General features: G+C 66.5%; 11 protein-coding genes and 1 pseudogene. 8 read left to right on the forward strand and 4 right to left on the reverse strand.

The features are described 5' to 3' along the window. Window positions 1–170 precede the first annotated feature (170 nt). From dnaK to BLU62_RS09090, 8 genes are read left to right on the forward strand one after another with little or no spacing between them, the layout of a single operon-like run. Entirely contained in the window at window positions 171–2,051 is a 1,881-nt protein-coding gene (gene dnaK / locus BLU62_RS09055) for a molecular chaperone DnaK (protein ID WP_074849201.1), read from the forward strand. 8 nt (window positions 2,052–2,059) lie between these two features. After that, the gene (locus BLU62_RS09060; RefSeq protein WP_074849202.1) at window positions 2,060–2,587 is read left to right on the forward strand and encodes a nucleotide exchange factor GrpE; all 528 of its coding nucleotides are present in this window, start codon (window positions 2,060–2,062) and stop codon (window positions 2,585–2,587) included. 6 nt (window positions 2,588–2,593) lie between these two features. Further along, window positions 2,594–3,502 carry a DnaJ C-terminal domain-containing protein gene (locus BLU62_RS09065; protein ID WP_074849203.1) on the forward strand — a complete coding sequence of 303 codons (909 nt, stop codon included), beginning with the start codon at window positions 2,594–2,596 and terminating at the stop codon, window positions 3,500–3,502. After that, the gene (locus tag BLU62_RS09070; RefSeq protein ID WP_074849204.1) at window positions 3,499–3,828 is read left to right on the forward strand and encodes a chaperone modulator CbpM; all 330 of its coding nucleotides are present in this window, start codon (window positions 3,499–3,501) and stop codon (window positions 3,826–3,828) included. The genes BLU62_RS09065 and BLU62_RS09070 overlap by 4 nt, the downstream gene beginning before the upstream one ends. After that, entirely contained in the window at window positions 3,810–6,443 is a 2,634-nt protein-coding gene (gene clpB / locus BLU62_RS09075) for an ATP-dependent chaperone ClpB (RefSeq protein ID WP_074849205.1), read from the forward strand. Before BLU62_RS09070 ends, clpB begins: the two co-directional genes overlap by 19 nt. Before the next feature lie 14 nt (window positions 6,444–6,457). Next, entirely contained in the window at window positions 6,458–6,910 is a 453-nt protein-coding gene (gene trxA, locus BLU62_RS09080) for a thioredoxin (protein WP_074849206.1), read from the forward strand. Next, window positions 6,907–7,176 carry a UBP-type zinc finger domain-containing protein gene (locus tag BLU62_RS09085; RefSeq protein WP_074849207.1) on the forward strand — a complete coding sequence of 90 codons (270 nt, stop codon included), beginning with the start codon at window positions 6,907–6,909 and terminating at the stop codon, window positions 7,174–7,176. The genes trxA and BLU62_RS09085 overlap by 4 nt, the downstream gene beginning before the upstream one ends. Further along, window positions 7,154–8,869 carry an FAD-dependent oxidoreductase gene (locus tag BLU62_RS09090; RefSeq protein WP_074849208.1) on the forward strand — a complete coding sequence of 572 codons (1,716 nt, stop codon included), beginning with the start codon at window positions 7,154–7,156 and terminating at the stop codon, window positions 8,867–8,869. Before BLU62_RS09085 ends, BLU62_RS09090 begins: the two co-directional genes overlap by 23 nt. 39 nt (window positions 8,870–8,908) lie before the next feature. Here BLU62_RS09090 and BLU62_RS34905 read toward each other — a convergent pair whose 3' ends face one another. The 4 genes and pseudogenes from BLU62_RS34905 to BLU62_RS09105 all read right to left on the reverse strand — a co-directional run bounded on the left by BLU62_RS34905 (window position 8,909) and on the right by BLU62_RS09105 (window position 12,851). Continuing rightward, the gene (locus BLU62_RS34905; protein WP_425284539.1) at window positions 8,909–9,316 is read right to left on the reverse strand and encodes a hypothetical protein; all 408 of its coding nucleotides are present in this window, start codon (window positions 9,314–9,316) and stop codon (window positions 8,909–8,911) included. Next, window positions 9,313–9,645, reverse strand: a complete 333-nt coding sequence (locus tag BLU62_RS34910; RefSeq protein WP_425284540.1) for a hypothetical protein — start codon at window positions 9,643–9,645, stop codon at window positions 9,313–9,315. The genes BLU62_RS34905 and BLU62_RS34910 overlap by 4 nt, the downstream gene beginning before the upstream one ends. 124 nt (window positions 9,646–9,769) lie before the next feature. Then, window positions 9,770–11,401, reverse strand: coding sequence for a GAF domain-containing sensor histidine kinase (locus BLU62_RS09100; protein WP_074849209.1), 1,632 nt, complete (start codon window positions 11,399–11,401; stop codon window positions 9,770–9,772). A gap of 14 nt (window positions 11,402–11,415) precedes the next feature. Further along, window positions 11,416–12,851 (reverse strand): annotated as a pseudogene (locus BLU62_RS09105) (cobyrinic acid a,c-diamide synthase CobB). Window position 12,852 lies beyond the last annotated feature (1 nt).

The following is a 12,852-nucleotide window of genomic DNA, read 5'->3' on the forward strand; positions in this document are numbered from 1 at the left end:
TAGAGTCAACCGTTACGTCGTCGCCATAGCCTCGCTGGCGTCGAATAGTACGCCGACTGTCGTTCCACCGGAGTTCGGCAGCGCGACCGACCCGATGTCACCGCGGTCCAGTCATTCCAGGGATCACTCCCGAGTTCGCGGCGGCTGGTCCGATGGAAGGGAATTGAGTCATGCCAACAGCTGTGGGAATTGACCTGGGTACCACGAATTCGGTGATCGCAAGCTGGCAAGGCGGTGAACCGGTGGTGATCTCCAACGTCGAGGGAGCGCGGACGACTCCGTCGGTGGTCGCCTTCACTGAGAGTGGCGAGCGCCTGGTAGGTCAGCTTGCACGACGGCAGGCGATCTTGAATCCGAAGGGCACGATCTACTCGGCGAAACGCTTCATCGGGCGTCACTACGATGAGATCTCCGAGGAAGCGCGAGCGGTCAGCTTCGACGTCGTGCCGGGCGACAACGGTGAGGCCCGAATCGACGTGCGGGGCAAGAAGTATGCGCCGGAGGAGATCAGCGCGCTCGTGCTGCGCAAGCTCGTCGACGACGCGAGCAAGTTCCTCGGAGAGAAGGTGAAGGAAGCGGTCATCACCGTTCCGGCCTATTTCAATGACGCGCAGCGCAACGCCACCAAGGATGCCGGCCGCATCGCCGGCCTCGAAGTTCTGCGAATCATCAACGAACCGACCGCCGCGGCACTGGCGTACGGCATGGACAAGCAGGTCCATGAAACCGTACTGGTCTTCGACCTCGGCGGCGGCACCTTCGATGTGAGTCTGCTCGACGTCGGTGAGGGCGTGGTCGAGGTTCGGTCCACGGCCGGGGACTCGCACCTCGGCGGAGACGACTTCGATCGGCGCCTGGTGGACTTCCTCGCCGACGAATTCCAGCGTGCCGAGAACATCGATCTGCGCGAGGATGCGCAGGCATTGCAACGACTGTTCGAGGCCGCGGAGAAGGCCAAGGTCGAGTTGTCATCGGTGACACAGGCGCAGGTCAACCTACCCTTCGTCACCGCCGACGCAAACGGACCCAAGCACCTCACCACCACGATCATGAGATCGAAGTTCGAGGATCTCACGGCGGATCTGGTAGAACGCTGCCTCGATCCGGTGAAGCAGGCGATGAGTGACGCCAAGGTCACCGCCAACGAGATCGACGAGGTAATCCTGGTCGGGGGTTCGACACGTATTCCGGCGGTGCAGGCGCTGGTTCGCCGGCTCACCGGCGGCAAGGACCCCCACATGGGCGTGAACCCGGACGAGGTCGTGGCACTAGGTGCCGCAGTCCAGGCGGGCGTGCTCAAGGGCGAGGTCTCCGATGTGCTGCTGCTGGATGTCACACCGCTGTCCCTCGGCGTCGAGACCCAGGGCGGCGTGATGACAAAAATCATCGAGCGCAACACGACGATCCCGGCCCGGCGCAGCGAAGTGTTCTCCACAGCGGAAGACAACCAGTCCGCCGTGGACGTGGTGGTGTTGCAGGGCGAACGCGAGCGGGCCGCCGACAACCGGGTCCTCGGCCGGTTCCGCCTCGAAGACATCCGCCCTGCTCCGCGCGGTGAAGCCCAGGTGGAGGTCACCTTCGACATCGACGCCAACGGCATCCTGAACGTCACCGCCCGCGACAAGGACACCGGAAAAGAACAGAGCATCACGATCAGCGAGCAGGGCAACCTCGACCAGAGCGAGGTCGAACGGATGCTCGCCGAGGCCGAACGGAACCGCGGCGAGGACGAGGCGCTGCGCAAGGCGGTCGACGCCCGAAACGCGCTCGATTCGGTTGCCTACCAAGTGGAACGGCGACTCGCCGAACTCGGCGACAGCGCCCCACCGCATGACAGGGCACGCGCCGAGATGCTGATCACCGATGCCCGGAAAGCGGTGCAAGATGGTGCGTCCCCTGCGGAGGTAGAGCCATTGACCTCGGAGCTACAACAATTGCTCTACGGGCTTGCACCGGCGCCAACCGGTGACAGCGACGGGCACCAGGTCGGCGACGCAACGGGCACGTCGTCAGATGACGACGTGATCGACGCCGAATTCGATCGGAGCTGAAGCCCACGATGGACGGCTCTGGGGATCATTCAACGACCGAGCCGGCTCGCGACGGTGCTGACACCGACCAGTCCGGGACAGCGGCGCGAGATCACACCGACACAGGTGCCGAGTTGGCTCAACTCGAGGACCGCTGGCGCAGGGCCTTGGCGGATCTGGACAACCTGCGCAAGCGCTATGCCAAGGATCTGGACCGGGAACGCGCCGCCGAAGTAGCACAGGTCTCCGCGGCATGGCTACCGGTACTGGACAACCTGGAGCTTGCTCTAGCGCATGCGGGTAGCGACCCGCAGACTGTCATCGACGGGGTGAAGGCGACTCGTGACCAGGCAGTGCAGGTGTTGGCACGCTACGGCTTCGAGCGCCACGACGAGGTCGGGGTGCCGTTCTCCCCGGAGCTCCACGAGGTGGTCAGCGTTGTGGCCCAACCGGACCTTCCCTCGGGGACCGTGATCGAGGTCGTCCGCCCGGGCTACGGGGAGGGCGCGCAGCAGTTGCGTCCAGCCGCGGTGGTCGTCAGCCGCCCCGAGGGGTGAGCATCGATGGCACGGGATTACTACGAAGCGCTCGGGGTCCCGCGGGACGCCGGCACCGAGGAGATCCAGCAGGCTTACCGGAAGCTGGCCCGCAAGTACCACCCCGACGTGAACAAGGACCCCACCGCAGAGGACTTGTTCAAAGAAGCCAACGAGGCCTACCAGGTGTTGTCCGACCCGGACACCCGGAAACGCTACGACCGGTTCGGCGCCGACTTCCGGCATGTCCCTGACGATTACGACGAACGGGTCCGCGCAAGCGCCGGCCGGTACGGCGGTGGCGGGGGCAGACGGGTGCACTTCAGGCACGGTGTCGGTGGCGAGGGCGGCGTCGACTTCGAGGACCTCTTCGGGCAGATGTTCGGCGGCGGTGGAGGGTACGGGCCGATTCCTGGCGCCGATCAGGAAGCGGAACTGGAACTGACCCTGGAAGAGGCGTATCGGGGCGGCAAACGCACTCTCAGACTGGACGGACGGCAGTACGACGTCGACATTCCGGCCGGTGTCCTGGACGGCCAGCGAATCCGGCTGGCCGGGCAAGGCGGCCGGAGCAACGGTGACGCGCCGCCCGGGGATCTGTACCTCGTGGTGCGGATCAAGCCGCATTCGCGGTTCCGGGTACAGGGCCGGGACATTTACGTCGACCTGCCCGTATCGCCATGGGAGGCGGTACTCGGATCGACCGTCGTCGTTCCCACCCCGGGTGGCGAGGCGAAAGTCAAAGTGGTGCCGGGCTCGTCGACGGGACGGAAGCTGCGCCTACGCGGAGAGGGAATGCCAAATCCGCGGGGCGCCAACGGCAACCTCTACGCCGAAATCAAGGTCATGGTGCCGCCGAAACCGACAGCACGCGAGCGCGAGCTGTTCCAGCAGTTGGCCACCGAATCGAACTTCGATCCGAGGAAAGAGACATGAGCACCCCGACCCCGGTCACCCAGTACGTATTGGTTCGCCGTGCCGCATTGTCGCCAGATGCCTTCGCCAAACGTACCGGGTTGCACCCTGACCTGGCACGAAAGCTTGTGGCTCTCGGCCTGCTCGACGCCCACCGCGCCGCCGACGGCGAGATGTCGTTCGAACCGTCCGAAGTGGCCCACGCCGCCCGCATCCAACGGCTGCGGACCGGTCTGGGCCTGAACTACTCGGCAATCGGGCTCGTGCTCGATCTGCTGGATCGAATCGAGAAACTCGAAGCAGCTTCCCGCAGAAGGAGGACACCCCGATGGACACCGGCAGCCTGACTGAAAAGTCACGAGAAGCCCTGCAGGAAGCCCAGAACGTAGCGACCAGAATGGGTCACACCGAGGTCGACGGAGAGCACCTGTTGCTCGCGTTGGTCGATCAGCCGGAAGGGTTGGTCCCCCGACTGCTCGAGCAGGCCGGCGCGAACGTCGATGCCCTGCGATCCGACCTGGAACGTGAACTGTCGCGCAGGCCGAAAGTCAGCGGCCCCGGCGCGACGCCCGGTCAGGTGATGATCACCCAGCGGTTGGCCAAGCTGCTCGACGCCGCGGAGCGGGAGGCGAAGCGACTCAAGGATTCCTACGTATCGGTGGAGCATCTCGTGATGGCCCTCTCCGAGGAGGGATCGGCCAGTGCGGCAGGGCGGGTCCTCGCCAGTCATGGGGTCACACGAGAGGCCTTCCTCACGGCGCTGACGAAAGTGCGCGGCAATCAACGCGTCACCTCGGCGACCCCGGAGGGGGCGTACGAGGCTCTGGAGAAGTACGGACGCGACCTCGTCTCCGAGGGGCGCGCAGGCAAACTCGATCCGGTCATCGGCCGGGATTCCGAGATCCGCAGGGTGACGCAGATCCTCAGCCGGAAGACGAAGAACAATCCGGTGCTGATCGGCGACCCCGGCGTCGGTAAGACCGCGATCGTCGAGGGCCTCGCCCAGCGGATCGTCCGCGGCGACGTGCCCGAGGGCCTGCGCGACAAGACGATCTTCTCGCTCGACATGGGTTCCCTGGTGGCGGGCGCGAAGTACCGCGGCGAGTTCGAGGAGCGACTGCAGGCGGTGCTGTCCGAGGTGAAGTCGGCCGAGGGGCACATCCTGTTGTTCGTCGACGAGTTACACACAGTGGTCGGTGCGGGATCAGTCGGCGGCGAGGGATCTCTCGACGCGGGCAACATGCTCAAGCCGATGCTCGCCCGCGGCGAACTGCACATGATCGGTGCCACCACTCTCGACGAGTATCGCAAGCACATCGAATCCGATGCGGCACTGGAGCGTCGCTTCCAGACCGTTCTCGTCGACGAGCCCAGCGCCGAGGATGCGATCTCGATTCTGCGCGGACTTCGAGAACGCCTCGAGGTGTTTCACGGCGTGAAGATTCAGGACGGCGCACTGGTGGCCGCCGTGACCCTCTCGCACCGGTACATCACCGACCGCTTCCTTCCGGACAAGGCGATCGATCTGGTGGACGAGGCGTGTGCCCGGCTACGCACCGAAATCGATTCGATGCCCGCCGAACTCGACGAGCTCACCCGGAAGGTGACCCGGCTGGAGATCGAAGAGGCCGCGCTGTCCAAGGAAACGGACGCGGCCAGCAAGACGCGCCTCGAAGAACTGCGTAAGGAGCTGGCCGATCTACGGGCCGAGGCCGACGCCCGGCACGCTCAGTGGGAGGCGGAGCGGCAGGCGATCCGGCGGGTTCAGGAGCTGCGGGGGGAGCTGGAACGATTGCGCCACGAGGCCGAGGAGGCGGAGCGCAACTACGACCTCAATCGGGCCGCCGAGTTGCGATACGGCGAGATCACCGAACTCGAACGCAGACTCGAGGCGGCGGAGGAGCAACTGGCCACCAGGCAGGGCCGCAATCCATTGCTGCGCGAGGTGGTCACCGACGACGAGATCGCAGAGATCGTGGCCGCATGGACGGGTATCCCGGTCGCCCGGCTGCAGGAAGGTGAACGGGAGAAGCTGTTGAAGCTCGACGAGATTCTGCACGAGAGGGTCGTCGGTCAGGACGAGGCGGTGCAACTGGTCGCAGACGCGGTGATCCGGGCGAGGTCCGGTATCCGTGATCCGCGCCGGCCGATCGGTTCGTTCATCTTCCTGGGCCCGACGGGCGTGGGAAAGACCGAGCTCGCAAAGACGCTGGCCAGTGCCCTCTTCGACAGCGAAGACAACATGGTGCGCCTGGACATGAGCGAATACCAGGAGCGGCACACGGTGAGCAGGCTCATCGGTGCGCCCCCCGGGTACGTCGGCTACGACGAGGGCGGCCAGCTCACCGAGGCGGTACGCCGCAAGCCGTACTCCGTGGTGCTCTTCGACGAGATCGAGAAGGCCCACGCCGACGTCTTCAATACCCTGCTGCAGGTACTCGATGACGGCCGGATCACCGATTCGCAAGGGCGGCACGTCGATTTCCGGAACACCGTGATCATCATGACCTCCAACATCGGATCCCAGCATCTCCTCGACGGAGTCACAACCGACGGCGAGATCAAACCGGACGCCCGGGAACGGGTGCTGGCGGAACTGCGCGGGCACTTCCGTCCCGAATTCCTCAACCGGGTCGACGACATCGTGTTGTTCACCCCGCTCACCCTGCCCCAGATCGAGCACATCGTGGAGCTGCAACTCACCGACCTTCGGAACAGGCTGTCGGAGCGGCAGATACACCTGAATATCACGCCGGAAGCACGCCGGCTCATCGCCGAACACGGTTTCGACCCGGTCTACGGTGCGCGGCCGCTGCGACGGTACATCGCCCACGAGGTCGAGACCAAGATCGGCCGTGCGCTGTTGCGGGGCGAAATCGCACCGGGGGGCACCATCAGTGTCACGGTGGACGGCGACGAGCTCGCCGTCGCGTATGCGGAACCCGCTGTCGCGTCGGCCTGATCGGAGGTGAGGTCATGGGACCCGAAAAGGTGAAGTGCCCGAACTGCGGCAAAGTCAACAATGTGCCGGCGGCCGGGGAAGGAAAACCCCGCTGCGGGAACTGCCACCAATCGCTTCCCTGGATCGCCGCGGCCGGGGACGGTGACTTTCCGGAGGTTGCCGAGAAGTCCTCGGTGCCTGTACTCGTCGATCTCTGGGCGACGTGGTGCGCGCCGTGCCGCATGGTCAGCCCGGCGCTCGAGCAGCTCGCCACAGAACGTGCGGGTCAGATCAAGCTGGTCAAGGTCGACGTCGATGCTGCTCCCCAGATGGCCGAACGGTTCACCGTCCGCGCCGTACCAACACTGCTGGTAATGAACCGGGGTGAAGTCCTTGCACGTCAAGCTGGCGCAGCCCCGGTTCGCCAGCTGCGCACGTGGCTGGATGAGACACTCCCGGAAGATGCAGACAAGAACGCTGAATCATGACCTTTGTTCATCAGGCGGACCCACACGTGACCGCCATCCGGGCCGTCATGCCCCGGACCCCGCAGGGTTGCGAGGAATGTCTTCGCCTCGGCACCCCGTGGGTGCATCTGCGCCTTTGCCTGACGTGCGGACACGTCGGTTGTTGCGACTCCTCGCCCGGCAAGCACGCAAGCGCACACGCTCGCGTCATCGGCCATCCGATCGTCCAGTCGCTGGAACCCGGTGAAGATTGGCGCTGGTGTTATGTCGACCAGAACTTCGTCTGAGGACGCCACACCCGCCCGTGGGACTCTGGCGGTCGACGACGAGACACCGGACGATGCAGGAGCATTCCCACGCTTGACAGACGAACAAGTCGCAACGCTCGAGGTCGGTGGCACCCGCCGATCGGTGCACACCGGCGAGGTTCTGATCACAGAAGGCACGCCCAGCCGCGAATTCTTCGTCATCATCTCCGGAAGGGTCGCAGTCATCGACGAAGGCGACAGTGACGGCGGACGCCGCGTATTGCGCGTGCATGGACCCGGCCGATTCCTGGGCGAACTCGGACTACTCGAAGGCCAGATGGCGTTCTTCACCGCCGAGGCCATCGAGGACGGCGAGGTGCTCGTCGTCCCGGCCGCACGCGTGCGCGAACTTGTGGCCCACGACCAAGTGCTCAGCGATCTCATCCTGCGGGCCTACCTTGTTCGCCGGCACCTACTCATCGGCCTCGGAGCCGGTTTCCGGATCATCGGCTCCTGCTATTCACCGGACACGTTGCGGCTTCGCGAGTTCGCAATGCGAAATCGATTACCGCACAGGTGGATCGATCTGGAGCAGGACCAGCGGGCCGAGCAGTTGCTGCGGAGCTTGCACGTCGCGCCCGAGGACACTCCCGTCGTGATCTGGCATGGCGAGAGGGTGCTGCGCAATCCGACGAACGCGGAACTCGCCCGAATCGTCGGGCTTGCGGTCCCGGACGAGTCCCAGGACGTGTTCGACCTCGTCGTCGTGGGTGCCGGACCGGCCGGGCTGGCCGCGTCGGTATACGGCGCCTCAGACGGATTGAACACGGTGACACTGGAGTCGATGGCCGCAGGCGGGCAGGCCAGTACCTCCTCTCGGATCGAGAACTACTTGGGCTTCCCGGCAGGGGTGTCCGGCTCAGAACTGGCTGAGCGGGCGGTGATCCAGGCCGGCAAGTTCGGTGCCCGCGTCCTGGTGTCGGCGGAGGTGACCGGTTTCGAATCCGAGGGCGGGAATCATGTGCTTCGACTCGCGGACGGCGGCGCTGTTCGGGGACGAGCCGTCGTGCTGGCCACCGGGGCGCGGTACCGCAAGCTGACGGTTCCGGGGATCGAGGCACTGGAGGGGACCAGCGTGTACTACGCCGCGACCCACCAAGAAGCACAGATGTGCGCGACCGACCCGGTGGGAATCGTGGGTGGCGGGAACTCCGCCGGCCAAGCCACTGTGTTTCTCGCCGAGCAGGTCTCCCACGTCCACCTGCTCATCCGCGGGGACGATCTCGGGAAGAGCATGTCCCGATATCTGGTCGACCAGATCGAACAGCACCCGCGCGTCACCGTGCACCGAAACACCGAGGTGCGGGCGGTCCACGGCACCAAATACCTGGACGGGCTCGGCGTCGAAGACAATCGCACAGGCGCCCAAGACACGATCCAGGCGCGCGCACTGTTCGTCTTCATCGGGGCGACGCCGCAGACCGCGTGGCTGGCTGATGCGATCGCACTCGACGACCACGGCTTCGTCCTCACGGGCAAGGACGCGGTCCACATCCACAGAGACGGTCACCGGTCTACCAGCGCCGAGCCATCCAGGACGCTCGAGACCAGCCGCCCCGGATTGTTCGCGGCGGGCGACGTCCGCCGCAGCTCGGTGAAACGGGTCGCATCGGCAGTCGGCGAGGGAGCCATGGCGGTACGCCAGATCCACGAGTACTTCGCCGGACGCTGACCCGAGCGCTCGCGGAAATCCGCCGGCACGCGCTCGAGGTCATCTGCCATCAACCGCTCGTACTCTTGCCTGACCGCCGACCGTCGGTGTCGTCCCGCTCGAACCGCTGACGTTGGCGGGCACCGTAGGTAGCTGCCCGCACTGCATCGTCGTCTCCATGCCCGAACCCAGCGCGCCGCCCAACGTGGCAACAGATGCCACCAACCACGCCATGATCACCAACGACGAAAACCCCGCCGGGTGGCCGATCTGGTCGGCGAACACGTCCGGAGGTATCGTCCACCATGCCGTCAAAAGCAATGGGACAAACACGACCACATAGAAGACCATGACCCCGATCGTCAGCGTGACGACGGTGGACATGTTGTAGAGCACAGCGTGCTCCCGCTCATCCGGCGACGCCGGCCGTTCCCACAATTCGTGATCGACGATCAGCCAGGCGATCATCGCACCAAGCGCCGTGTCCGCCGTTCGACGTAGGTAGCCCCCATCCCCGGAATCGAGATCACCGCAAGGCGCTTCGAAAGAGCTATCTCGGCAATAAGCGGGATCGTCCCTGAGCGGCGGGGCAAATCGGTGAGGTAGAGGACGATGTCTTCGCTCACATTATCGGGATCGAGCGTGCCCACCACGTCGACAAAGTCGGTGTGCTCCTCGATCGGGTACGCCTGCCTTCGGGTGGACACCTCCCACCCGTCAGCACTCTCCCTGCCCGCCGCCAAGGCTTCAGACAGACGTTCACCGATCGTCTCCGTTGCACCTGGATCGGCTATCACGAGGACAGACTTTGACGACGGATTTGTATGCACGAACGTCGCCTACCCTTACGATCCATCCAACAAATCTCTCGATCGGACGTGTCCCCACCCATACCGTCTAGCCGAATCAGCGGCCCCGGCGTCAGCCGATCAGTGGTACCGACCAGGTGAGCGTCGTCCCGCCCTCGTCCCGGTTGCCGCGCGGGCGGGTCATCACGCTGAACGTGCCGTCGCAGTCTTCGGCGCGCCGGGTCAGGTTCTCCAGACCGCGGTAGGTGACGTCGGTGCCGATCCCGACGCCGTCGTCGGTGATCTCGACCGTCAGCACGTCGTCGGCACGCACCGACACCTCGATGTGGTCGGCCTGCGCATGCCGCAGCGCGTTGCTGAGCCCTTCACGCAGCACCGCATCGATGTGCGGCCCCAGCGTGTCCGGCACCACGGTGTCGACGGGACCGTCGAACTGGACGCTCGGCGAGATCGACGCGTGCCCGGACAGCTCGGAGACGATGTCGAGGACGCGACGACGCAGCGTCGAACCGTCGGCATTGGCCGTCACCGTCTGCAGATCGAAGATCGAGGTCCGGATCTGCGCGATCGTGCGGTCGAGATCGGTCATGATCTGCTCGAGACGCGCGGTGGCCGCGGCCGGATCGGTCGATCCGGCGAGCAGGGTCTGCACCGACATGCCGACGGCGAAGAGCCGCTGGATGACATGGTCGTGCAGGTCGCGGGCGATGCGGTGGCGGTCCTCGAGCACCTCCAGGTCGCGGGCGATCTGCTGCTGTTCGGCGTAGACGACCGCGAGGGACGCGATCTCGGCGACACCGGCCAGCCCGGCGATCTCCTCCTCGTCCCAGTACGGACGATTCCGGTGCGTGATGAGCATCCAGCCGAAGGCCCCCGACGCCCGCTGCAGCGGTTGCACCGACGTCCACCGGGCGCCGCGGCGCACCAGCGACGGCGCGATCGAGCCCGAGCGGAGGACGGTCAGCGCGTTCGCCGGCGGTGCGGTGAAGGTGTCGATCTCGACCCGGTCACCGGTGTGGCCGCGCAATTCCACCTCACCGTCGAGTTCGGTGAGCAGGTACACATCGACCGCGCCGACCAGGTCGGCGACATCGGCACACATCCGGGACATGGTGTCCGACAAGGCGATACCGGCCAGCGGTTCCGAACCGCGTCGGGCCAGCACCTGCATCCAGCGATGCCGGGTACGCGCACGCTCGAAGAGTCCGGCGTTGTCGATGGCGATGCCCGCCGCCACCGCGAGCACGGCGACGACCGTCTCGTCGACCTCGGAGAAGTCGTCCGCCGAGCGTTTCTCGGTGAGGTAGATGCTGCCGAACACCTCGCCGCGCACCAGGATCGGCGCACCGAGGAAGGTGTGCATGGGCGGGTGGTTCGGCGGGAACCCGACCGACGTCGGATGTGCGCCGAGGTCGTGGATGCGGTGCAGTCGCGGGTCGTCGATCAGCAGGCCCAGCACGCCCCGCCCCACCGGCAGGTGTCCCATCGTCGCCCGCTGCACCTCGGTGATCCCGATGTGCACGAACTCGCTCAGGCCCCCGTCGGGACCGCGCACGCCCAGCGCACCGTACTGGGCGTCGACCAGACCGGCGGCCACTTCGACGATGCGTTGCAGCGCGCGGTCGAGTTCCACGCCCTGCCCGACGACGAGTACGGCTTCGAGCAGCTGGCGCAGCAGGTCGGGGTCGTCGGCGCCGTGGGTGGCCAGCGCGTCGAGGGTCTCACGCAGTCTGCGCGCCGTCATGGGGGAACCTGCGTCTAGCAGTTTGTCGGCGTCGTGCACGTGGTGGAGCCTACTCGGGAGACGAAGCGGTACAGCGCCTCCGGGATCGCAACCGGATGTAGGTGCAGGTACGACGCGTGGACCGCCGCGGTGATGACGCCGTCGGTGGCCGGCCGACCCTCGGCGTCGCGCCAGGCCCAGGCCGGCGACGCGCCGGCTGTCTGCACGGTACTGCGATGGAACTCGTGCCCGGTGACTCGTTCCCCGGCGCGGAACAGCACCGAATCGCCGACGGCCACGGCGTCGCGGTAGCCGAGCGTCAGCCTCGGCCCGAAGCTGCCGGTGATGTCGAGGACACCGCTCATCGGGTGGCCGTCGAGATGGTCGGCGAGGTAGACCAGGCCCGCGCATTCGGCATGGATGGGCCGGCCCGCGGCCACGTGCGCGCGCAGGTCGGCACGCAGCTCGTGGTTGGCACCGAGTTCCTCGGCGTGTTCCTCGGGGAAGCCGCCGCCGATGACCACACCCGCGGTGTTCGGGGAAGGCGGTCCGACAGCGGGTCGAAGGCGACGACCTCGGCGCCGGCGGCACGCAGCATCTCGGCGTGTTCGGTGTAGCCGAAGGTGAAGGCCGCTCCCCCGGCGACCGCGACGACGGGGCGCGTGATCGGTACCGGGGTCCTCTCCACGGGTGCATAGGGCGCGAGCGCGTCGGCCGCCGACCAGGGTGCGGCGTCCGGAATCCGACGCTGCCGGGCTGCCGCCACGATCGCCGGGAGGTCGAGGGCGTGGCGCAAGTGATCGGTCATCGAGGCCACGGCGGCGACCGCGTCGGCGCTGCGTTCGGCCGCGGGGATGAGTCCGAGGTGCCGGGACGGCACGGTCAGCGACGGGTCGCGCCGCAGCACGCCGACGACCGGGACGCCGACTCGGGCGCACGCCTGGCGCAGCACCATCTCGTGCCGCGGCGAGCCGACGCGGTTGAGGATGACGCCGGCGATGTGCACCGAGGAGTCGTAGGACAGGAATCCGTGCAGCACCGCCGCCAGCGACTGGCTGTGTCCGCCGGCATCGACGACCAGCACAACGGGTGCACCGATGATCGACGCGACGTGCGCGGTCGAGCCGACGCCGAGCGCGTCGGTGCCGGCGGCGCCGAGGTCATCGCCGGTGATCCGGCCGTCGAACAGACCCATCACCCCTTCGACGACGGCGATGTCGGCTCCGGCCGAGCCGTGGGCGAACAGCGGTGCGATCAGGTCCTCGCCGACCAAGTTCGGGTCCAGGTTGTGGCCCGCACGCCCGGCGGCGACGGCGTGATAACCGGGGTCGATGTAGTCGGGACCGACCTTGAACGGCGCCACCCGGTGACCGGCCGCGCGCAAGGCGCCGATGAGTCCGGTCGTCACCGTCGTCTTGCCGCTGCCCGAGGAGGGTGCGGCGATCACGACCGCCGGAGTCGTACCCGGCATG

It is taken from the genome of Gordonia westfalica (genome assembly GCF_900105725.1).
Taxonomy (GTDB): Bacteria; Actinomycetota; Actinomycetes; order Mycobacteriales; family Mycobacteriaceae; genus Gordonia; species Gordonia westfalica.

Excerpts from the sequence above, each read along its gene's own strand:
- dnaK (WP_074849201.1), top strand. The coding sequence starts at position 171 with ATGCCAACAGCTGTGGGAATTGACCTGGGTACCACGAATTCGGTGATC.
- BLU62_RS09060 (WP_074849202.1), top strand. The coding sequence starts at position 2,060 with ATGGACGGCTCTGGGGATCATTCAACGACCGAGCCGGCTCGCGACGGT.
- BLU62_RS09065 (WP_074849203.1), top strand. The coding sequence starts at position 2,594 with ATGGCACGGGATTACTACGAAGCGCTCGGGGTCCCGCGGGACGCCGGC.
- BLU62_RS09070 (WP_074849204.1), top strand. The coding sequence starts at position 3,499 with ATGAGCACCCCGACCCCGGTCACCCAGTACGTATTGGTTCGCCGTGCC.
- clpB (WP_074849205.1), top strand. The coding sequence starts at position 3,810 with ATGGACACCGGCAGCCTGACTGAAAAGTCACGAGAAGCCCTGCAGGAA.
- trxA (WP_074849206.1), top strand. The coding sequence starts at position 6,458 with ATGGGACCCGAAAAGGTGAAGTGCCCGAACTGCGGCAAAGTCAACAAT.
- BLU62_RS09085 (WP_074849207.1), top strand. The coding sequence starts at position 6,907 with ATGACCTTTGTTCATCAGGCGGACCCACACGTGACCGCCATCCGGGCC.
- BLU62_RS09090 (WP_074849208.1), top strand. The coding sequence starts at position 7,154 with ATGTCGACCAGAACTTCGTCTGAGGACGCCACACCCGCCCGTGGGACT.
- BLU62_RS34905 (WP_425284539.1), bottom strand. The coding sequence starts at position 9,316 with ATGATCGCCTGGCTGATCGTCGATCACGAATTGTGGGAACGGCCGGCG.
- BLU62_RS09100 (WP_074849209.1), bottom strand. The coding sequence starts at position 11,401 with ATGACGGCGCGCAGACTGCGTGAGACCCTCGACGCGCTGGCCACCCAC.